The following is a 21,220-nucleotide window of genomic DNA, read 5'->3' as shown; positions in this document are numbered from 1 at the left end:
ATCCGAGGCATTCCCGTTACACCCCACGGCGGCACGCGCGCCGCCCCTACGGAAGGACCCCTCATGACCCTCGTCGTCACCGGAGCCACCGGCCACCTCGGCCGTCTCGCCGTCGAGCACCTGCTCGCCCGCGGCACCGCCGCCTCCGACATCGTCGCCACCGGCCGCGACGCCGCGAAGCTCGAGGCGCTCGCCGCCGACCTCGGCGTCCGCACCGCCGTCGCGGACTTCGACGACTCCGCCTCGCTCGACGCCGCCTTCTCCGGCGCCGAGGCCGTCCTCCTCGTCTCGGGCTCCGAGGTCGGCAGGCGCGTCGCGCAGCACACCGCCGCGATCGACGCCGCCGTCCGCGCCGGCGCGCGCCTGGTCTACACGAGTGCCCCGAAGGCGACCACGAGCGCGCTCATCCTCGCCCCCGAGCACAAGGCCACGGAGGAGGCGATCGCCGCCAGCGGCGTCCCCGCCGTCGTCCTCCGCAACGGCTGGTACAACGAGAACTACGAGCAGACCGTCGCCGAGCTCGCCTCCACCGGCAGCACCCTCTCGAGCGCCGGCGAGGGCCGCGTCGCCAGCGCCGCGCGCACCGACTACGCCGAGGCCGCAGCGGTCGCCCTGACCGACCCGTCCCTGGTCGGCACCGTGCACGAGCTCTCCGGCGACACCGCCTGGAGCTTCGACGAGCTGGCCGCGATCGTCGCCGAGGTCGCCGGACGCGACGCCGCGATCAGCCACGTCTCCTCCGACGAGCACGCCCGCGTCCTCACCGGCGCCGGCGTCCCCGAGGGCGGAGTCGGCTTCGTCGTCGGCCTCGACGCGAACATCTCCGACGGCCTCCTCGGCGGGACCGACGGCTCGCTCGCCCGCCTGATCGGCCGGCCGACCACGCCGATCCGCGCGTACGTCGAGGAGCAGCTCGGGCGCTGACGCTCCGGCGTCCCCCTCCGGCTCCCGTCCGGCTCGCAGGAGCACCCCGCTCCCGCGAGCCGGACGGTGGCGCGCCCGGCCTCCCGCGGCGCCGCGCCGGTCACTCCCTTCCGCGGCTCCGCGCCCGCCCTCCGCGGCTCCGCGCCCGACCCGCCGCACCTCGCGCCACCGTGTCGGCGCCCCGACGTAGGCTGTCCGCCATGACCTCGACGACGCCTCGCTCCGGTATCGACCGCTCCGAACTCGACCCCGCGACGAGCCCGCAGGACGACCTCTACCGGCACGTCAACGGGCTCTGGATCGACCGCACCGAGATCCCCGCCGACAAGGCGCGCTACGGCTCCTTCCACGTCCTCCAGGAGGAGGCGGAGAAGGCCGTGCGCGACATCATCGTCGAGGCGCAGACCGCGCAGCACGGCACCGAGGAGCGCCTGTTCGGCGACCTCTACGCCTCCTTCATGGACGAGGAGCGGGCCGAGGAGCTCGGCGCCGCCCCGATCGCCGACGATCTCGCCGCCGTGCAGCGGGTCGACTCGATCCCCGGCCTGCTCCGCGCGGTCGGCGCCTTCGAGCGCACCGGCGTCCCCGGGCTCTTCGGCCTCTTCGTCGACAACGACCCGGGCAGCCCCGAGCGCTACCTCGTCTTCGTCAACCAGGGCGGCCTCGGCCTGCCGGACGAGAGCTACTACCGCGAGGAGGAGTTCGCCTCCGTCCGCGAGGCCTACACGCCGTTCGTCGCGCGGATGCTGGCCCTGGCCGGCATCGACGCCGCCGAGGCCCGCGCCGAGCGCATCGTCGCCCTCGAGACCGACCTGGCCGCCGCGCACTGGGACAAGGTCCGCAGCCGCGACAGCCAGGCGACCTACAACCTCCGCTCCTGGTCCGAGGTCGAGGAGCTCGCCGCGGGCGTCGACCTCGGCGTCTGGCTCACCGCGATGGGCGCTCCGGAGGGGGCGCTCGCCGAGGTGGTCGTCCGCCAGCCGAGCTTCCTCCAGGGTCTCGCGGGCCTGCTCACCGAGGACCGGCTCCCGGCCTGGCGCGACTGGCTGTCCTGGCAGGTGATCCGCGGAGCCGCGGCCTACCTGTCCAGCGGCTTCGTCGACGCCAACTTCGACTTCTACGGCCGCACCCTCACCGGCACCCCGCAGAAGCGGGAGCGCTGGAAGCGCGCCGTCTCGCTCGTCGAGGGGTCGCTCGGCGAGGCGGTCGGCCGCACCTACGTCGCCCGCCACTTCCCCGAGACGGCGAAGGCCGCGATGGACGTGCTGGTCGCGAACCTCATCGAGGCGTACCGCCGCTCCATCGTCGACCTGGAGTGGATGAGCCCCGCCACCCGCGAGCGCGCGCTCGAGAAGCTCGCGAAGTTCACGCCCAAGATCGGCTACCCGGTGCGCTGGCGCGACTACTCCGCCCTCTCGATCGACCCGGCCGACCTGCTCGGCAACGCCCGCCGCGTGGCCGAGTTCGAGTTCGCCCGCGAGCTCGGCAAGATCGGCCGCCCGCTCGACCGCGACGAGTGGTTCATGACCCCGCAGACGATCAACGCGTACTACAACCCGGGCTTCAACGAGATCGTCTTCCCGGCCGCGATCCTGCAGTTCCCCTTCTTCGACGAGGCCCGCGACCCCGCCGCGAACTACGGAGCGATCGGCGCCGTCATCGGTCACGAGATCGGCCACGGCTTCGACGACCAGGGCTCGCGCTTCGACGGCGACGGCCGCCTCACCGACTGGTGGACCGAGGAGGACCGGGCCGCGTTCGAGGAGCGGACGAAGGCGCTCATCGCGCAGTACGACGCGCTCGCTCCCGCGACCACGCCCGGGCACCACGTGAACGGCGCCTTGACCATCGGCGAGAACATCGGCGATCTCGGCGGTCTCGGCATCGCCTGGAAGGCGTACCTGCTCTCGCTGGACGGCGAGGAGCCGCCCGTCGTGGACGGCCTGACCGGCGCCGAGCGCTTCTTCCTCTCCTGGGCGCAGGCCTGGCAGCAGAAGTCGCGCGACGAGGAGACGATCCGCCTCCTCGCCATCGATCCGCACGCTCCGGCCGAGTTCCGCTGCAACCAGATCGTCCGGAACATCGACGAGTTCTACGCTACTTTTGACGTCTCCGAAGGCGACGCCCTCTGGCTCTCCCCGAGCGAGCGCGTCACCATCTGGTAGTCGCCGCCGACCACCTCCGCACCACGGACGAGGAGCCCCGGGCATCGAGAGCCGACCGATGCAGCGGGGTCGTCCGCCGATCGCGCGTCCTGCCGGCGCGTGAGGACCCAGGTCCCCCCTCCGCACGACCGCACTCCCGACCCGTAGAGGGGCCGTACCCGTGGTGATCCCCACCAGCGAGACCCGCCGTGAGAGCCGACGCAACCGCCGGGGGCGCCACAAGGGCGGCGGCGACCGCGAGAACTTCCAGCGCGGCTTCGACGCCCTCGGCCGTCTCGCGATCGACGGGGTCGTCGTCTCGGCGCGCGCCGTCGACCTGGCGACCGGCCGCACCCTGTTCGCGGTCGACGACTCCGTCTCGATGCCCACCGCCTCCCTCGGCACCGTCGTGCTGCTGATCGAGGTCGCCGCCCGGCTGGCGAACGAGCCGCAGGAGAACCTGCGCCTGGTCGACCGGACCGCGGCGGACGCGGTCTCGGGCTCCGGGCTCTGGCAGCACCTCCAGGTGCCGTCGATGCCGATCGCCGACCTCGCCGCCCTCGTCGGTGCCTCGAGCGACAACCTCGCGACCAACGTCCTGCTGCGCCGCGTCGGTCTCGACGCCGTGCGCGAGCGGGCCGAGGCGCTCGGCCTCTCCCGCACCGCCCTGCTCGACGTCGTGCGCGATGAGCGCGGTCCCGACGACGCGCCGCAGCTCTCGATCGGCTCCGCCCGCGAGCTGACCTGGCTGCTCGCCACCCTCGCGAACGGCGAGATCGTCGACGCAGCCGTGAGCTCGCGGGTGATCGGCTGGCTCTCGCTCGGCACCGACCTCTCGATGGTCGCCGCCTCGTTCGGGCTCGACCCGCTCGCGCACCGCCACCCCGACCACGGGGTCCTGCTCGTCAACGCGACCGGCACCGACGTCGGCGTCCGCGCCGAGGCGGGCGTCCTCCGCGGCCCGCGTGCCGGGGTCGCCTACGCGGTCGCCACGCAGTTCGACGACACGACCCTGCACTACCGCCTCGCGGTGCTGGAGGGCATGCGCACCCTCGGAGCCGACCTGCTCGAGTACGTGCACTGACGGCTGCCGGGACGGAGGCTCCTCCGGAGCAGGCCGATCCCGCGGGGCCCCTCGGGTGCCCCGTCAAGTCCGTGACCGCCTCCGGGGGCGCGACCTAGGCTGCCCGCAGCGGCGCCGCCTCCCGGGCGCACCGCGGAGAGGGAACCATGAGCAGCTTCGGCTTCGACGCCCCCGAGGACGTCACCGACACCACCCGCCCCGACGGCGACTCCCTGCCGGTCCCGCCGGAGGACCCGGCCGAGATCGACGACCCCGAGTCGATCGACGAGGCGCTCGACCAGGGCGCCGACGCCCGCCTCGGCGACGACCAGGACCCGCCGGAGCACCCCTTCATCCCGTCGCCCAGCTGATCGGCCGGCCGGGCGCCCCAGCGGCGCCCGGCCTCCTCCGACCTGGCTGCTCCTCCGAGCCGACTACTCCTTCGACCCCGGCTTCAGGCGGCTCGCGAGGCGCTTGATCGGGTGGGCGGGCTCGCGCTCCGCCGGATCCTCGACCTCGAGGCCGTAGAACGTGCCGATGTCGCCGACGAACGCCTTGCGGCGGGCCTTGTCGTACGCGCGGATCTCGCGGCGGAAGGCGATCACCGTCGCGATGCACATCAGGATCATCACGACGCTGAACGGCAGGGCCGAGAGGATCGCGGCGGTCTGCAGGGCATCGAGGCCCCCGGCGATCAGGAGCGACAGGGCGAGCAGAGCGGTCGCGACGGCGAAGAACACGCGGATCGGGTTGCGCGGCTCCGCCTGGCCTCCGGTCGCGATCATCGCCATGACCAGCGCTCCGGAGTCGGCGGAGGTCACGAAGAAGACGCCGATCAGGAGGATCGCGCCGATCGTCAGCACCGAGCCCGCGGGCAGTCCCTGCAGCATCGAGAAGAGCGCCAGGTTGGTGTCGACCGAGCCGTCGGCGCCGACGAGGCCGCCGTCGCCGTAGAGCTCCCGGTAGATGGCCGTGCCGCCGAGGACGCTGAACCAGAGGAAGGTCATGATCGTCGGCACGAGCAGCACGCCGCCGACGAACTCGCGGACCGTCCGGCCCTTCGAGACGCGGGCGATGAAGATGCCGACGAACGGCGCCCACGACATCCACCAGCCCCAGTAGAACGTGGTCCACGAGGCCTGCCACTGCTCGCCCTCGCGGCCGGCGTAGGCGCTGACCGTGAAGGTCAGGCCGATGAAGTTCTGCAGGTAGTTGCCGAGCGACTGCACGAACTCGCGGAGGAGGAACTGGGTCGGGCCGGCGACGAGCACGAAGACGAGGAGCGCGGCGGCGAGCAGCAGGTTGCCGGTCGAGAGCCACTTCATGCCCTTGCCCACGCCCGAGATCAGCGAGAAGACGGTCAGGCCCGTGACCACGGCGATGACCACGATCTGCACGGTGAGCGACGACTCCACGATGCCGCTCGCCTCCAGGCCCGCCGAGATCTGGGTGACGCCCAGGCCGAGCGAGGTCGCGACTCCGAACATGGTGCCGACCAGGGCGACCACGTCGATCGCGTTGCCCCAGCCGCCGCGGACCCGGCGGCCCAGCAGCGGCTCCAGCGCCCAGCGGATCGACACCGGCCGCTTGCGGCGGTGGATCGCGTAGGCGAGGGCGAGGCCGACCACCACGTAGATGGACCAGGCGTGGACGCCCCAGTGCAGGTAGGTCTGCGAGATCGCGCTCTGCGCGAGCTGCGTCTCGGTGCCGGTGACGCCCGGGCGCGGAGTGGCGAAGTGGGTGAGCGGCTCCGCGACGCCGTAGAAGACGAGGCCGATGCCCATGCCGGCGGCGAAGAGGAGCGAGATCCAGGCGAGCATCGAGAACTCGGGCTCGTCGTCGTCGGCGCCGAGCTTGATGTCGCCGAAGCGGCTGACGCCCATCCAGATCGCGAAGGCCACGAAGACCGCGGCGATCAGCACGTAGTACCAGCTGAACGTGTTGACGACCGTGGTCTGCAGTGTCGAGAACACGGAGGTCGCGGCGTCGGGCGCGAGGATCGCGAAGGCCGCGATCGACAGCGTGAGGACGGCGGCGGGCCAGAAGACCCACCGCGCGAGGCGGTGCGGAGGGGCGGTCGTGCCCGCGGTGGCGGGGGCGGTGTCCGGGGAGGACGGGTGCTCGGACATGGGGTCCTCTCGTCGGCGGCAACCGTCCACGGTACACGGGGGCCCGTCGGCGGCCCCGGCCGGGGGAGCCGGGCTGGCATGATCCGGCCCCGGTGCGGGAGGCTGGACCCGTGCAGTTCAGAGTGTTCACCGAACCCCAGCAGGGCGCGAGCTACGAGGACCTCCTCGCCGTCGCGCAGGCCGCCGAGAGCCTCGGCTACGACGGCTTCTTCCGCTCCGACCACTACCTCCGGATGGGAGACGGCGACCCCGGCGTGGGCCCGTCCGACGCGTGGACGACGCTCGCCGGCCTCGCCCGCGAGACCGAGCGGATCGCGCTCGGCACCCTCGTCTCCTCCGTCACCTACCGGCCGCCGGGGATCCTCGCGATCCAGGTCGCCCAGGTCGACGCGATGTCCGGGGGCCGTGCCGAGCTCGGCCTCGGCACCGGCTGGTTCGAGGAGGAGCACGCCGCGTACGGCATCCCCTTCCCTCCGCGCCGCTTCGACCTCCTCGAGGAGCAGCTCGAGATCGTGACCGGCCTGTGGTCGACGCCGGTCGGCGAGCGCTACTCCTTCGCCGGCGAGCACTACACGCTGACCGACTCCCCGGCCCTGCCCAAGCCCGCGCGCCTGCCGCTGCCGGTGATCGTCGGCGGCGGCGGCCCCAAGCGGACCCCGGCGCTCGCGGCGCGGTTCGCGAGCGAGTTCAACCTGCCCTTCCCCGAGTTCGACGCGATCCCGGGGGCCTTCGAGCGCGTCGACGAGGCGTGCCGGGCGATCGGGCGCGAGCCCTCGTCGCTCGTGCACTCGGTCGCGCTGATCGCGGTCGGCGGAGGCGACGAGGCGGAGTTCACGCGCCGTGCCGCGGCGATCGGCCGCGAGCCCGCCGAGCTGCGCGAGCACGGAGTGGCCGGCGGCGTCGACGAGGCGGTCGACCGCCTCGAGTCCCTCCGCGAGGCTGGCTGCGAGCGCGTCTACCTGCAGTTCATGGACCTGCAGGACCTCGACCACCTCGACTTCTTCGCCCGGGAGGTCCTGCCGCGCCTGTCGGCGTAGTGGGCGCCGCTGCTGCAGCCGAATCAGCGACGACTCCTGGCTTCTCGCGGTCCCCGTCCTCGTGCCCCCGCGCCGAGTGCGACGACTCCTGGGCACTCGCGGGCTGCGGGCAGCACGCTCCGGCCCGCGCGCCCGGGCGTCCGTCCGCGCTGCGGCCTACGCTGGAGGGATGGCGGACACGATCGAGCGCGCGGACGAGCGCCTGGCGACCCGCTCGGCGGCCGAGGTCCCGTGGATCGTGCTGGTCTGGGACGATCCGGTCAACCTGATGTCGTACGTCTCGTACGTCTTCCGCAGCTACTTCGGCTTCGGCCGGGCCGAGGCGGAGCGGCTGATGCTGCAGGTGCACACCGAGGGGCGCGCGGTCGTCGCGACCGGCAACCGCGAGGAGATGGAGCGGCACGTGGAGGCGATGCACGGCTACGGCCTGTGGGCGACGCTGCAGAAGGCCGACGCGTGAGCGCCCCGCTACGCCCCGCGGCCGCGGAGACCGGAGAGCACCCCGCTCGCGGCATCCGAGGACTCGGCTGATGCGCGCGTTCCGCCGCGACTCCTCCGGAGCGGCCGTCGCCCGTTTCGACCGCGAGGAGGCCGGGATCCTCCGCCATCTGGCCGGCGAGATGCTCGAGCTGCTCGATCGCGGGGCGTCCTCGGAGGAGGCCCGCTCCGATCCGGCGCTCGCCCGCCTCCTGCCCGACGCCTACCGCGACGACGCCGAGGCGGCCGACGAGTTCCGCCGCTTCACCGCTCCGGACCTCGCCGCCCGCAAGATGGACGACGCCCGCGCCGTCACGGCGGCCCTCGACGCCGGCGACGGCACGAGTCACGGCCGGATCTTCGAGGGGCTGGGCGAGGTCGCGGTCCGTCTCGAGGAGCCGCAGGCGATCGCCTGGCTCCGCGCACTGACCGACATGCGGCTCGCTCTGGCCGTGCGGCTGGGGATCGACGACACCGACGACGTCGTCCCGGAGGAGGGGAGCGCGGCCGCGATCCGCAGCGTCTACGACTGGCTGGGCGGCGTGCAGGACGGGCTCGTCCGCGCCGTCGACGTGTGATCCGCTCGTCCCTCTAGCGATTCCACAGCTGTGGACAACCCTGTGGAAAGGTGTGGAGAACCGGCTCCGGGAGCAGCTCCGAACGGCGGAGCGCCGGGCGCGGGGGTGTGGAAACGCGTAGCGTCCACCCTGTGAACACTCCGAGCACCGCCGACGCCCAGCGCACCGCCGACGACATCCAGGACTCGCGGGCGGTGCGGACCCTCGCCCGCGGCGGCTTCGCGGCGAACGGCCTCGTCCACCTCCTGATCGGAGTGATCGCGCTCGGCGTGGCCCGCGGCGGCGGAGGCGAGGCCGACCAGAGCGGTGCTCTCGGCGCCCTCGCGGCGCAGCCCGGCGGTCTGGTGATCCTGTGGATCTGCACGGTCGGCCTCTTCGGCCTGGCGCTGTGGGGGCTGCTCGAGGCGTTCCTCGTCCGCCCGCGCGAGAGCGCCCTGAAGACCTGGGGCAGCCGGCTCAAGGAGGCGGGCAAGGCCGTCGTCTACGGCGCCCTCGGCGTGACGGCGCTGAAGTTCGCGACGGGCGGCGGGTCGAGCTCGTCCGAGTCGTCCGAGAGCGCGAGCGCGCAGGTGCTCTCGGCGCCGGGCGGAGTCGTGCTGCTCGTGATCGCGGGACTGGCCGTCCTCGCGGTCGGCGGCGTCTTCGTGTACCGCGGAGCGAGCAGGAAGTTCCTCGAGAACGTCGCGGAGCCGGGCGGCGCGGCGGGCACCGTCGTCACCGTGCTCGGCGTCGCCGGCTACGTCGCCAAGGGCGTGGTCCTCGGCGCTCTCGGCGTGCTGCTGATCGTCGCCGCCGTCACCCATGATCCGGAGCAGGCGGGCGGGCTCGACGAGGCGCTGAAGTCGCTCGTGGAGCTGCCGGCGGGCGTGCTCCTCCTCGGCTTCGTCGCCGTCGGGCTCATCGCCTACGGGCTCTTCTGCTTCGCCCGCGCGCGCTGGCCGCGCCTCTGATGTCGGATAGCGGATCCGCTCCATACCTGTCACCCCCCTTCCGCGCAACTGGTCCCGCCGTCCCGGAGTCGGTGACACGCTGAGGCCTGTGAGTGCTGGAGGCGAGGACGTGACCGGAGGACGGGTGCGTCCGCCGCTGACGCAGGACGCCGCCCGTCTGCTGACCCGCTCCGCCACGGGGGACGCCTCCGCTCTGGGAGAGCTCGTCGACCGCTTCGGCGGCCTCGTCTCGGCGTGCGTCGGCACGGTCCAGGCCGACCCGGCCGGCCGCGACCGGCTCTGCACCGACGTCTTCACCGCCGTCTGGCGCCGCGCCCGCGAGGGCGCCCGCTCGCCGGAGCCGGTGCTCTGGGTGCTCGAGGTCCTCTGCGAGACCCTCGGGTCCGCGCACGAGCTCGCCCGGCGTCCGCTCGGCAGCGGCCTGCTCGCCCTCGACTGCCCGGACCGCGAGCTCCTGCTGCTGGCTGCGGCCGGCGGCTTCTCGCAGGCCGAGATCTCGGCGCTGACCGGGATCGACGAGCTCCGGCTGCGCTCGATCCTCCGGGACGCGCTCGAGGCGCTCCAGGGCCGCGACAGCGATCTTCTGACGGCCTGACCGCCGGAGCCGTCGCGGGAGTAAAGTTGAGTCCGTCGAACTCAACTTTCGAGCCACGGAGGAGACCACCATCATGCAGGCCGGTCGGATGCCCCAGCAGGACGAGAAGTCCGCACTCGAGCAGTACGGCGTCAACCTGACCGCCATCGCGGCGAGCGGCAAGCTCGACCCGGTGATCGGGAGGGACGCCGAGATCCGGCGCGTCAGCCAGGTGCTCACGCGCCGCACCAAGAACAATCCCGTCCTCATCGGCGAGCCCGGCGTCGGCAAGACCGCCGTCGTCGAGGGGCTCGCCCAGCGGATCGTCGCTGGCGACGTCGCCGAGAGCCTCAAGGGCAAGCAGCTCGTCAGCCTCGACCTCTCGGCCCTGATCGCCGGAGCGAAGTACCGCGGCGAGTTCGAGGAGCGGCTGAAGGCCGTGCTCCAGGAGATCGAGGAGTCCGACGGCCGGATCATCACCTTCATCGACGAGCTGCACACGCTGATGGGCGCGGGCGGCGGCGAGGGATCGGTGGCGGCCGCGAACATGCTCAAGCCCATGCTGGCGCGCGGCGAGCTGCGGATGATCGGCGCGACGACGCTCGACGAGTACCGCCAGTACATCGAGAAGGACGCCGCTCTCGAGCGCCGCTTCCAGCAGGTCTTCGTCGGCGAGCCGACCGTCGAGGACACCGTGGCGATCCTCCGCGGGCTGAAGGAGCGCTACGAGGCGCACCACAAGGTGGCGATCGCCGACTCCGCCCTGGTCGCCGCCGCGTCGCTCTCGAACCGCTACATCACCTCCCGCCAGCTGCCGGACAAGGCGATCGACCTGATCGACGAGGCCGCGTCGCGGCTGCGCATGGAGATCGACTCCGCTCCCGTCGAGATCGACGAGCTGCGCCGCTCCGTCGACCGGCTGAGGCTCGAGGAGCTGGCGCTGAAGAAGGAGAAGGACGAGGCCTCGAAGGCGCGGCTGGAGAAGCTGCGCGAGGACCTGGCCCGCCGCGGTGCCCAGCTCGAGGAGCTGCAGGAGCGCTGGGAGCGCGAGCGCGCCTCCCTCAACCGCGTCGGCGAGCTCAAGAACCGGCTCGACGCCCTGCGGATCGCCGCCGAACGCGCGCAGCGCGAGGGGAAGCTCGAGCGCGCGTCGAAGCTGCTCTACGGCGACATCCCGGTGATCGAGCGCGAGCTCGCGGCCGCCGAGGCGGAGGAGGAGCCGGCCGAGGGCCGCATGGTCAACGAGCAGGTGACGGCCGACGACATCGCCGCGGTGATCGCCGCCTGGACGGGGATCCCCGTCGGGCGTCTCCTGCAGGGCGAGACCGAGAAGCTGCTGCACCTCGAGACCGAGCTGCACCGCCGACTGATCGGCCAGGACGAGGCGGTGTCGGCCGTCGCGGACGCGGTGCGCCGCACCCGCGCGGGCATCTCCGACCCCGACCGGCCGACCGGCTCCTTCCTCTTCCTCGGGCCGACCGGCGTCGGCAAGACCGAGCTGGCGAAGGCGCTCGCCGACCACCTCTTCGACGACGAGAAGGCGATGGTCCGCATCGACATGTCGGAGTACGGCGAGAAGTTCGCCGTCTCGCGGCTGGTCGGCGCCCCTCCCGGCTACATCGGCTACGAGCAGGGCGGCCAGCTCACGGAGGCGGTCCGCCGCCGCCCGTACTCGGTGGTGCTCCTCGACGAGATCGAGAAGGCGCACCCCGAGGTGTTCGACGTCCTGCTCCAGGTGCTCGACGACGGCCGGCTCACCGACGGCCAGGGGCGGACGGTCGACTTCCGCAACACGATCCTCATCCTCACCTCCAACCTGGGGTCGCAGTTCCTCGTGGACCCGGCGCTGTCACGGCCGCAGAAGGAGGAGGCGGTCCAGCAGATGGTGCGCCAGGCCTTCAAGCCCGAGTTCGTGAACCGGCTCGACGACATCGTGATCTTCGAAGCGCTCGACCGCACCGAGCTCGGCGAGATCGTGTCGCTGTACGTCGACCGGCTGTCGAGGAGGCTCTCGGAGCGACGGCTCGACCTGGCGGTGACGCCCGCGGCCCGCGGGTGGCTGGCCGAGCGCGGCTACGACCCGCAGTACGGCGCGCGGCCGCTGCGCCGGCTGATGCAGCGGGCGATCGACGACCAGCTGGCGACGGCGCTGCTCGGCGGCACGGTGCGCGACGGGGACGTGGTGCTGGTGGACGTGGCGCCGGACGGCGAGAGCCTGTCGGTGACGGCGGGGATGCCCGCGTCGGACTGACCGGGGTGCTCGACCCCTGTCGCGAGTCCGCAGAGGTCGCGGTGGTCGCGGTCGACGCCGACGTCTAGGGGGACGGGAAGGAGCGCGCCGGCGGTGACGGGAGGTCCCTCCACAGGGCGCTCGCGGGCGGTACTCGTCCACAGTGGCGGGATCCGCGGCGCGCCCGTCCGGCGGGCTCCGTAGCGTCGGCGGCATGTCCTTCGAAACGCCCGGCCCCCGGATGGCCGACCTCCCTCCCGAGGAGAGGCCGAGGGAGCGCCTCCGCGCCTACGGACCGGAGGCGCTCACCGACGCCGAGACCCTCGCCGTGCTCATCGGGGCCGGCGTCCGCGGCGCCAACGCGACCGTCGTCGCGCAGCGCCTCCTCGCGCGCTTCGGCGGCATCGACGCCGTCGCCCGGGCCGGGGTGGGCGATCTGATGCGGCACCGCGGAGTCGGCGAGGTCGCCGCCTGCCGCCTGGTCGCCTCCTTCGAGCTGCGGCGGAGGATGAACCGCGCCTCGCGCGCCGCCCGGGTGACCGACGCCGCCGGCCTGGCCGGGCTCGTCGCTCCGCTGCTGGCCGCCCGGCCGGTCGAGACCGTGCTGGCGGTGGCGCTCGCCGAGTCCGGAGCCGTCCGCGACGTCCTGACGCTGGCCGACGGAGCCCCGGCGCACGCCGAGATCCCCGTCGCCGCCGTGCTCGCCGAGGTGCTGGCGCGCGGCGCGGCGGGCATCGGCCTGGCGCACAGCCACGCGGGCGAGGCCGTGGTGCTCCCCTCCGACCGTGCGGCGACGCGGGCGATCGCCGACGGGGCAGAGGCGTGCGGCCTGCGGTTCCTCGCGCACGTCGTGATCGGGCGCGACGGCTGGGCGGAGGCGCAGCCGTGACGCGGCGCAGGGCTGCTGCGAGGCTGCTCCGATCCGGCAGGACGCCTCCCGCCCCGCGCCGGACCGCCCCCGGCCGTACCCCGGCTCTCCACCCGTGCCGCGTCGGCGCGCGTTCGTGCAAGCCCCCGCCTCTCCGGCACCCGCGGCCGGTCGCGGGCGTACCGTGGACGCCGACCCCACCCCCCTCCCGACCAGGAGCACCCATGCGAGCAACACTCATCCACGGCGAGCGCGACATCCGACTCGAGGAGGTCCCCGACCCGCAGCTCTCGACGGGGCGCGACGCGATCGTCCGCGTCACCGCGGCCTGCGTCTGCGGCTCAGACCTCTGGCCCTACCGCGGCGTCACTCCCACCAAGGAGGCGCACCGCATCGGCCACGAGTTCGTCGGCGTCGTCGAGGAGATCGGCGACGACGTGCACGACGTCGCGGTCGGCGACTTCGTGATCGCCCCGTTCTACGTCTGCGACGGCACCTGCGCGAACTGCGCCAACGGCGTCTCCACCTCGTGCCTCACCGGCGGCTGGTGGGGCGCCGAGGTCCGCGAGGAGGGCTTCGCGGACGGCGCCCAGGGCGAGAAGGTGCGCGTGCCCCTCGCCGACGGCACGCTCTTCCGCGTGGGCATCGACCCGGACCCGGCGCTCATCCCCAGCCTGCTCACCCTCGCCGACGTGATGGGGACCGGCCACCACGCCGCGGTCTCGGCCGGCGTCACCGCTGGCTCGACCGTCGCGGTCGTCGGCGACGGCGCGGTCGGCCTCTGCGCCGTCCTGGCGGCCAAGCGCCTCGGCGCGACCACGATCATCGCGATGTCGCGGCACGAGTCGCGGCAGAACCTCGCCCGCCGCTTCGGGGCGACCCACATAGTCGAGACCCGCGGCGACGAGGGCGTCGCGCGCGTCCGCGAGCTGACCGGCGGGATCGGCGCCGACTGCGTGCTCGAGTGCGTCGGCACCAAGGAGTCGATGCAGCAGGCCCTCGACTCCGCCCGCCCCGGCGGCATGGTCGGCTACGTCGGCGTCCCCAACGGAGGCCCCGAGCTGCCCGTCCGCCAGATGTTCGGCTCGAACGTGGGCGTCAACGGCGGAGTCGCGCCGGTCCGCGGCTACATGGCCGAGCTGCTGCCGGACGTGCTCAGCGGCGCGATCGAGCCCGGTCTGGTCTTCGACCTCGAGCTGCCCCTCGAGGAGATCGCCGAGGCGTACGCCGCCATGGACGAGCGCCGCGCGATCAAGACCCTCGTGCGTCCGTAATCCCGCGGAGGGGCGCCGGCACGGCCGCGAGGAGTAGCCTCCCGCGCATGACCGCGTCAGCCCGCACCGCCGCGACGGCGCCCCTCTTCCACCCCGACCTCGCGCTCGGCCGCTTCCTCCCGCCGATCGTCCTCGGCCCGCGACTGCTGCGCCTCGCCACGCGACGCGCCGCCGAGGGAGGCGAGGCCCCGCCCGACATCGTGGTCGACGACGTCGAGATCCCCGTCGCCGGAGCCGCTCCCGTCCGGGCCCGCAGCTACAGGCCGCGCATCCTCCGCGGTACCGCTCCCGCGCTCCTCCGGGTGCACGGCGGCGGCATGGTGCTCGGCAGCCACCTCCAGGACGAGGCGTCCTGCATCGACTTCGCCCGCACCCTGGGCATCACGGTCGTCTCCGTCGACTACCGCCTCGCGCCCGCGCATCCGGCCCCGGCTGCCGTCGAGGACGTGCTGGCCGCGTTCGACTGGCTCGTCGCGCACGCCCGGGAGCGCGGCGTCGACCCGGCGCGCATCGCCGTCGGAGGCGCGAGCGCGGGCGGCGGCATCGCCGCGGGTGCGACCCTCCTCGCCCACGACCGCGGAGGAGCGCAGCCCGCGTTCCAGCTGCTCGTCTACCCGATGCTCGACGACCGCACCGTCACCCGGCCCGGTCCTCCTCCGCGCGGAGTCCGCGTCTGGACCCCGGGCAGCAACCGCTTCGGCTGGACCGCCTACCTCGCCGGCGAGCCCGGCGGCCCCGGCGTCACGGCCTACGCCGCCCCCGCCCGCCGCGACGACCTCACGGGCCTCCCGCCGGCCTGGATCGGCGTCGGCGGCCTCGACCTCTTCCACGACGAGGACGTCCGCTACGCCGAGCGCCTGCGCGCGGCCGGAGTGCCGTGCGGGCTCGAGATCGTGGAGGGCGCCTTCCACGGCTTCGACGCCCTGTTCCGCCGGACCGGTGTGGCGAAGCGCTTCTGGGCGGCGCAGGCCGCGGCGCTCGGCGAGGCCCTCCTCGCCTGACCTCCGCGTCGACGCGCCGGGCCGATTCCGTCTCCGGCGCTCGGCACTGCGAGGCTGAGGGGCGACGGCCGCCGCCCGCGCGTCACCCGTGCCGTGCCTGCCGCGCATCCGTCTCCGCCCGCCGCCCCGCCCCGCCCCGTCTCCCGGAGGACCCATGGACATCGACCGCCTCGCCACCCGCTACGAGATCGCCCTGCCCGCCTGGATCGGCGACGCCCTCCGCGACGTCCCCGAGGTCCTCCCGAGCCTCGAGGACCGGATGGCCCTCGTGCACGCGCTCGCCGACCGCAACTTCCGCGAGGGGAACGGCGGCCCGTTCGCGGCGATCGTCGTCGAGCGCGACTCCGGTCGTCTCGTCTCGGTCGGAGTGAACGTCGTCCTCGGCAGCGGGGTCTCGTCCGGCCACGCCGAGGTGACGGCGCTCGGTCTCGCGCAGACCGCGCTCGGCACCTGGGACCTCGGCGGCGAGGGCCTCCCCGCGCACGACCTGGTCGTCAACTGGCGCCCGTGCGTGCAGTGCTACGGAGCGACGATGTGGTCGGGGGTGCGCCGCCTGGTCGTCGCGGGCTCCGGCCCCGAGCTCGAGGAGATCAGCACCTTCGACGAGGGGCCGATGCGCGAGGACTGGGCCGCCCAGTTCGAGGCCCGCGGGATCGAGGTCGTCGACGGCGTGCTCCGCGACGAGGCCCTCGACGTGTTCCGCGCCTACCGCGCCTCCGTCGACTCCGGCGAGGTGCTCGTCTACAACGCCCGCGCCGACTCCTGACCTCGCGGCGGGTCCACTCCTCGCATCGGTTCCGCGCCGGACGCACGGGAGCCCCGCCTCAGCGGGGCCCCGTGCGGTCCTGAGCTGCCGGCCGCTGGAAGCGGTCAGCGGCTCAGCGCCACCAGTCGTCGAACATCGACAGCGGCACCTGGCGCTTGTGCTCGGTCGCGGCGTACCGCGCCTCGATGGCCTCGGCGACGGCCCGGTCGACCTCGCCGCCCTCGAGGTACGTGTCGAGGTCGGCGTAGGTGAGCCCGAGGTTCGTCTCGTCGGTCTGGCCGGGGTTGTCGTCGAGCAGGTCCGCCGTCGGCGCCTTCTCGTAGAGCCGGGCCGGTGCGTCCAGGTGCTCGAGGAGCGAGCGCCCCTGCCGCTTGGTGAGGCCGGTGAGCGGGAGGACGTCGGCGCCGCCGTCGCCGTACTTCGTGAAGAAGCCGGTGACCGCCTCGGCCGCGTGGTCGGTCCCGACGACGAGCATCCCGGCCTGGCCGGCGATCGCGTACTGCGCGATCATCCGCATCCGCGCCTTCACGTTGCCCTTCACGAAGTCGCTGATCGGCTCGTCGACCGCATCGCCGAATGCTGCGGCCACGCCGTCGACGCCCTGGTGGATGTCGAAGACGACCTGGCGGTCCGGGCGGATGAACGTGAGGGCGAGCTGGGCGTCCTCCTCGTCGGCCTGCACCTTGTACGGCAGGCGGACCGCGATGAAGGAGGCGTCGCCGCCGCTCGCGCGGACCTGCTCGACCGCGAGCTGGCAGAGGCGCCCGGCGAGGCTCGAGTCCTGGCCGCCGCTGATGCCGAGGACGAGGCCCTTCGCGCCGGTGCTGCGGAGGTAGTCGGCGAGGAATCCGCTGCGCCGTTCGACCTCGACGGCCGGATCGACGGCGGGGGAGACGTGGAGCTCGGAGATGATCTGCTGTTGGACGTCGCGCACGGCTTCACGCTACTCCGGATGCTCCCCGGCGGCCCCTCCTCGCCGCGGACGCGCAGGCTCCCGACGCCTCCCCGAAACAGGGTCCGCCCGCCGCGTCCGACTGGCGCGGCGCCTACCCGCGCTCGGCGACGATGCGGGCGATGCGCGCCGGGACGGTGTCGTCCTGGAGGCTCGTCACGTCTCCGAGCGGGCGGCCGTCGCGGATGTCGCCGAGCAGCCGCCGCATGATCTTGCCGGAGCGGGTCTTGGGCAGATCCGGCACCACCACCACGTCGCGCGGCTTGGCGATCGGCCCGATCGCGACCGCCACGTGGTCGCGCAGGAGCGCCGAGAGCGTCGTGCCGAGAGCTGTCCAGTAGGCCGGGTCCTCCTCGCTGCGGTCGACGGCGTCGTCGGAGGGGATGACGAACGCCGCGATGGCCTGGCCGGTCGTCGCGTCGGCGACTCCGACGACTCCGGCCTCGCCGACGGCCGGATGGGCGACGAGTGCCGACTCGATCTCGATCGTGGACAGGCGGTGCCCGGAGACGTTGATGACGTCGTCGACGCGGCCGAGCACCCAGACGTCGCCGTCGGCGTCGTACTTCGCGCCGTCCCCGGAGAAGAACCACCCCTGGGACGCGTAGCGGGCCCAGTAGGAGTCGCGGTACCGCTCCGGGTCGCCCCACACGGTCCGGGCGAGCGCCGGCCCGGTCCGGTCGACCACGAGGTAGCCGCCGGAGCCGTTCGGCACCCGCTCGCCGTGCTCGTCCACCACGAGGACGCCGAGCCCGGGCAGGGCTCCGAGCGACGAGCCCGGCTTGAGGGTCGAGACGCCCGGCAGCGGGCACATCACCGCGGCGCCGGTCTCGGACTGCCACCAGGTGTCGACGATCGGGCAGCGTCCGCCGCCGATCGCCTCGTGGAACCAGACCCAGGCCTCGGGGTTGATGGACTCGCCGACGGTGCCGAGCAGGCGCAGGCTCGACAGGTCGTACCGGGCGGGCACGCCCTCGGGGAACCAGGTCATCAGCGTCCGGATCAGCGTCGGCGCCGTGTAGTAGACGGTCACCCCGTACCGCTCGATGATCTCGAAGTGCCGGGCGGTGTGCGGGGTGCTCGGGGTGCCCTCGTAGATGACCTGGGTGAGCCCGTTCGAGAGCGGTCCGTAGATCTCGTAGGTGTGCGCGGTGACCCAGGCGAGGTCGGCGGTGCACCAGTGCACGTCGTCCGGCTTCGCGTCGAACACGGCCCAGTGCGTCCAGGAGGCCTGCGTGAGGTAGCCGCCGCTGGTGTGCACCAGCCCCTTGGGCTTCCCGGTCGTGCCGGAGGTGTAGATGATGAACAGCGGCGTCTCGGAGTCGAAGGCCTCGGCCTCGTGGACGTCGCTCTGCGCGTCGACCAGCTCGTGCCACCAGACGTCGCGGCCCGGGGTCCACGGGACGTCGGTCTCACCGGTGCGGCGGACGACGAGGACGTGCTCGATCGACGCAACGCCCTCGACCGCCCGGTCGGCGCTCGCCTTGACCGGCACCGCCGCTCCGCGCCGGAACTGCCCGTCCGTGGTGACCAGGAGCTTCGCGCCGGTGTCCTCCACGCGGAACCGCACCGCCTCGGCGGAGAAGCCGCCGAAGACGAGCGAGTGGATCGCGCCGATCCGCGCGATCGCGAGCGTGATGACGATGGTCTCGGGGATCACCGGGAGATAGACGACGACGCGGTCGCCCTTCCCGATCCCGAGCGCGGTCAGCGCGTTCGCGGCGCGGGAGACCTCGCGCTGGAGCTCGGCGTAGGTGATCGACCGCCGGTCGCCGCGCTCGCCCTCGAAGTGGAGGGCGGTCTTCCCGCCTCGTCCCGCGTCCACGTGGCGGTCGACGCAGTTGACGGCCACGTTCAGCCGTCCACCCTCGAACCAGGTCGTGCGCGGCACCGAGAGCGAGCCGTCGGGCAGCGGAGCGGCAGGCTCCCAGCTGTGGGCGGTGTGCCACGGCTCCGCCCACTCGAGGCGGCGGGCCGCCTCCTCCCAGAACGCGACCGGATCGGCGGCGGCTCGCGAGTACTCCTCCGCGCCCGCGTTCGCCTGCGCGGCGAAGGCCGCGGGCGGGGGGAACCGGCGGTGCTCGTCGAGCAGGTTGGCGATCGTCCCGCTCACGCTCGGAGCTCCCTCCCCGGCGCTCACGCCCACTTCCTCACGGCGTAGCGCTGGAACACGCCGACGACGGCATCGGTGAGCTTGCCCAGCACGGCCAGCAGGACGATCGCCAGGAACACCCGGTCGATCCGGCCGTTGTTCTGGCTGTCGATGAGGCGGAAGCCGAGGCCCATCGAGGAGGCGATGAGCTCGGAGGCGACCAGGAACAGCCACGACTGGGCGAGCGCGAGGCGCAGCCCGGAGATCACGGAGGGGATCACCGCGGGCAGCTGCACCGTCGTGAAGAGCCGGACGCCCGAGAGGCCGAAGGCGCGGCCCGCCTCGACGAGGTGCCGGTCGACGTGGCCGAGCGCCGTGGCCACCGTGGTGAAGACGGGGAAGAACGCGCCGATCGTGATCAGCGTGATCTTCGACTCCTCGCCGATGCCCATCCAGAGCAGCAGCAGCGGGACCCAGGCCAGCGACGGGACCGCCCGGATCGCGCCGAGGGTCGGCCCGAGGACGACCTCCCAGACGCGGGAGAGCCCGAAGAGCGCGCCGACCACGAGCCCGAGCGCCGAGCCGAGCGCGAACCCGATGAGCACGCGTTGCGTCGAGATGGCGACGTCCTGGCCGAGGTCGCCGCGCTGGGCGAGGTCGACGCCGGCCGCCCAGACCATCGCGGGCGAGGGGAAGACCGCCACCGAGACCATCCCGGTCGTCGTCGCGATCTGCCAGGCGGCGAGCAGCAGCACGGGCAGGATCGCGCCTCCCGCGACCACGAACCACCGTCGCGTGGTGAGCGGGTGGGAGCGGTCCTCGCGGAGGCGGCGCTGGGAGGCCGCGACCGACGGGCCCGCCGTCACGAGTCCGGGCTCACCCGGCATCGGCGCGGACAGCGCGCTCCGGCGCAGCACATCGGCGTCGGTCGCGGTGTCGTCGTCGCGGATCGTCATCGTCGGTCTCCTCGGATCACGGGGTCGGGGGCGGAGGGCCGGACCCTCAGGCGCCGATGGCGCTCGGGTCGGCCGCCGAGGCGTAGGTGTCGTCGAGCAGCGAGTCGAGCGCGTCGTCGACCTGCTGCTGCGAGGCGACGTCGCCGTTCTCGACGAAGATCGGGCCGATCACGGCGAGCACGTCGGTCTGCGCGGAGCCGGGGACGTTGTCGACGTCGAGGTTGCTGCGCTCGGTGATGACCGTCGTCGCCACCGCCACGTCGAGGCCGGCGACGGAGGCGAGGATGCTCGCCGTCTCGTCCTGGTTCTCGAGCGCCCAGGCGCGGGCGTGCTCGTACGCGTTCACGACGGTCTGCGCGAGGTCCGGCTTCTCGGCGAGGAAGCTCTCGGTCGCGTTGAGCAGGCCGTAGGAGTTGAAGTCGACGTTGCGGTAGAGCAGGGTCGCCCCGGCCGCCTCGGCGCCGGCCATGATCGGGTCCAGGCCCGCCCAGGCGTCGACGGAGCCGTTCTGCAGCGCCGCCCAGCCGTCGGCGTGCTGCAGGTTCTGCACCGTCACGTCGCCGATGCCCAGGCCGGCGGCCTCGAGCGCCTGCACCAGGAAGAAGTACGGGTCGGTGCCCTTGGTGGCCGCGATCTGCTTGCCCTTGAGCTGCTCGACCGACGTGATCGCCGAGCCGGCGGGGACGACGAGGGCCGACCACTCCGGCTGCGAGAAGATGTCGATCGTCCTGATCGGCGAGCCGTTCGAGCGGGCGAGCAGTGCGGCCGAGCCGGCGGTGGAGCCGACGTCGATCGCTCCGGCGCGCAGGGCCTCGTTGGCCTTGTTGGAGCCGGCCGACTGCACCCAGGCGACGGTGACCTGCTGCTCGGCGAGGGCGGCCTCGAGCCAGCCCTTCTCCTTGATGACCAGGCTCAGCGGGTTGTACGTCGCGAAGTCGAGCGTGAGCGTGCCGCCCTGAGTTCCTCCGGAGGCGGCGTCGGCGGTCGCGGCCGCCGCTCCTCCTCCGCCCTCGCCCTGCACGCAGCCCGCGAGGAGCGGGACGGCGGCGGCGGTGAGCAGACCGGCGAGAGCGGTGCGGCGGGTGAGCGGGGAGCTGGTGAACGACATGGGGGCCTCGGCTTCGGGGATGCGGTGACAGCGAGTGTGGACGCTGCAGGGGAGGGGCGGTGCGGGGAGGTGCTCGTGCGGTGGAGAGCGGGAGGAG

General features: G+C 73.4%; 19 protein-coding genes. 14 read left to right on the top strand and 5 right to left on the bottom strand.

Annotated elements, in window-relative coordinates; translation table 11 throughout:
• Positions 1–63: 63 nt before the first annotated feature.
• The 4 genes from C5C10_RS13555 (at position 64) to C5C10_RS13540 (ending at position 4,502) form a co-directional block, all read left to right on the top strand.
• On the top strand, positions 64–924 hold the full coding sequence (locus C5C10_RS13555; protein WP_104329491.1) for an NmrA family NAD(P)-binding protein: 861 nt from the start codon (positions 64–66) through the stop codon (positions 922–924).
• Between the two features lie 200 nt (positions 925–1,124).
• Complete coding sequence (locus C5C10_RS13550) at positions 1,125–3,089, top strand: M13 family metallopeptidase (RefSeq protein WP_104329490.1); 1,965 nt, start codon at positions 1,125–1,127, stop codon at positions 3,087–3,089.
• Positions 3,090–3,249: 160 nt separating this feature from the next.
• Entirely contained in the window at positions 3,250–4,152 is a 903-nt protein-coding gene (locus C5C10_RS13545; RefSeq protein WP_104222833.1) for a serine hydrolase, read from the top strand.
• Positions 4,153–4,298: 146 nt separating this feature from the next.
• Positions 4,299–4,502, top strand: coding sequence for a hypothetical protein (locus C5C10_RS13540; RefSeq protein ID WP_104222832.1), 204 nt, complete (start codon positions 4,299–4,301; stop codon positions 4,500–4,502).
• A gap of 63 nt (positions 4,503–4,565) precedes the next feature.
• Here the strand turns inward: C5C10_RS13540 and C5C10_RS13535 are convergent, their stop codons facing one another.
• Positions 4,566–6,260 carry a BCCT family transporter gene (locus C5C10_RS13535; RefSeq protein ID WP_104329489.1) on the bottom strand — a complete coding sequence of 565 codons (1,695 nt, stop codon included), beginning with the start codon at positions 6,258–6,260 and terminating at the stop codon, positions 4,566–4,568.
• A 110-nt stretch (positions 6,261–6,370) separates the two neighbouring features.
• Between C5C10_RS13535 and C5C10_RS13530 the strand changes: the two genes are divergently transcribed.
• The 10 genes from C5C10_RS13530 to C5C10_RS13485 all read left to right on the top strand — a co-directional run bounded on the left by C5C10_RS13530 (position 6,371) and on the right by C5C10_RS13485 (position 16,015).
• Positions 6,371–7,297, top strand: a complete 927-nt coding sequence (locus C5C10_RS13530) for an LLM class F420-dependent oxidoreductase (RefSeq protein WP_104234367.1) — start codon at positions 6,371–6,373, stop codon at positions 7,295–7,297.
• Between the two features lie 169 nt (positions 7,298–7,466).
• Positions 7,467–7,757 (top strand): ATP-dependent Clp protease adapter ClpS, encoded by a 291-nt coding sequence (gene clpS / locus C5C10_RS13525; RefSeq protein WP_104222829.1) that lies wholly within the window; start codon positions 7,467–7,469, stop codon positions 7,755–7,757.
• 70 nt (positions 7,758–7,827) lie between these two features.
• Positions 7,828–8,352 (top strand): DUF2017 domain-containing protein, encoded by a 525-nt coding sequence (locus C5C10_RS13520; RefSeq protein ID WP_104225742.1) that lies wholly within the window; start codon positions 7,828–7,830, stop codon positions 8,350–8,352.
• A 131-nt stretch (positions 8,353–8,483) separates the two neighbouring features.
• Positions 8,484–9,302: a DUF1206 domain-containing protein gene (locus C5C10_RS13515; RefSeq protein ID WP_104329488.1), complete on the top strand. Its 819-nt coding sequence runs from the start codon at positions 8,484–8,486 to the stop codon at positions 9,300–9,302.
• A 109-nt stretch (positions 9,303–9,411) separates the two neighbouring features.
• Complete coding sequence (locus C5C10_RS13510; RefSeq protein ID WP_146082168.1) at positions 9,412–9,897, top strand: RNA polymerase sigma factor; 486 nt, start codon at positions 9,412–9,414, stop codon at positions 9,895–9,897.
• 88 nt (positions 9,898–9,985) lie between these two features.
• Positions 9,986–12,127, top strand: a complete 2,142-nt coding sequence (locus C5C10_RS13505) for an ATP-dependent Clp protease ATP-binding subunit (protein WP_374953352.1) — start codon at positions 9,986–9,988, stop codon at positions 12,125–12,127.
• A 193-nt stretch (positions 12,128–12,320) separates the two neighbouring features.
• Positions 12,321–12,995, top strand: a complete 675-nt coding sequence (locus C5C10_RS13500; protein WP_104225738.1) for a RadC family protein — start codon at positions 12,321–12,323, stop codon at positions 12,993–12,995.
• 203 nt (positions 12,996–13,198) lie between these two features.
• Positions 13,199–14,248, top strand: a complete 1,050-nt coding sequence (locus C5C10_RS13495) for a zinc-dependent alcohol dehydrogenase family protein (protein WP_104222823.1) — start codon at positions 13,199–13,201, stop codon at positions 14,246–14,248.
• A gap of 47 nt (positions 14,249–14,295) precedes the next feature.
• On the top strand, positions 14,296–15,249 hold the full coding sequence (locus C5C10_RS13490; protein ID WP_104329485.1) for an alpha/beta hydrolase fold domain-containing protein: 954 nt from the start codon (positions 14,296–14,298) through the stop codon (positions 15,247–15,249).
• Positions 15,250–15,403: 154 nt separating this feature from the next.
• Positions 15,404–16,015 (top strand): nucleoside deaminase, encoded by a 612-nt coding sequence (locus C5C10_RS13485; protein ID WP_181027247.1) that lies wholly within the window; start codon positions 15,404–15,406, stop codon positions 16,013–16,015.
• A gap of 112 nt (positions 16,016–16,127) precedes the next feature.
• Here the strand turns inward: C5C10_RS13485 and nadE are convergent, their stop codons facing one another.
• The 4 genes from nadE to C5C10_RS13465 all read right to left on the bottom strand — a co-directional run bounded on the left by nadE (position 16,128) and on the right by C5C10_RS13465 (position 21,123).
• The gene (gene nadE / locus C5C10_RS13480) at positions 16,128–16,949 is read right to left on the bottom strand and encodes an ammonia-dependent NAD(+) synthetase (protein ID WP_104222821.1); all 822 of its coding nucleotides are present in this window, start codon (positions 16,947–16,949) and stop codon (positions 16,128–16,130) included.
• 112 nt (positions 16,950–17,061) lie between these two features.
• Positions 17,062–19,080 (bottom strand): acetate--CoA ligase, encoded by a 2,019-nt coding sequence (gene acs / locus C5C10_RS13475; RefSeq protein WP_104329492.1) that lies wholly within the window; start codon positions 19,078–19,080, stop codon positions 17,062–17,064.
• 23 nt (positions 19,081–19,103) lie between these two features.
• Entirely contained in the window at positions 19,104–20,015 is a 912-nt protein-coding gene (locus tag C5C10_RS13470; RefSeq protein WP_244229541.1) for an ABC transporter permease, read from the bottom strand.
• 46 nt (positions 20,016–20,061) lie between these two features.
• The gene (locus C5C10_RS13465; protein ID WP_104250694.1) at positions 20,062–21,123 is read right to left on the bottom strand and encodes an aliphatic sulfonate ABC transporter substrate-binding protein; all 1,062 of its coding nucleotides are present in this window, start codon (positions 21,121–21,123) and stop codon (positions 20,062–20,064) included.
• Positions 21,124–21,220 lie beyond the last annotated feature (97 nt).

It is taken from the genome of Rathayibacter sp. AY1A3 (assembly GCF_002930975.1).
Taxonomy (GTDB): Bacteria; Actinomycetota; Actinomycetes; order Actinomycetales; family Microbacteriaceae; genus Rathayibacter.
The sequence above is the reverse complement of the archived record's forward strand: the minus strand, read 5'-3'. Positions and strand labels throughout refer to the sequence as shown.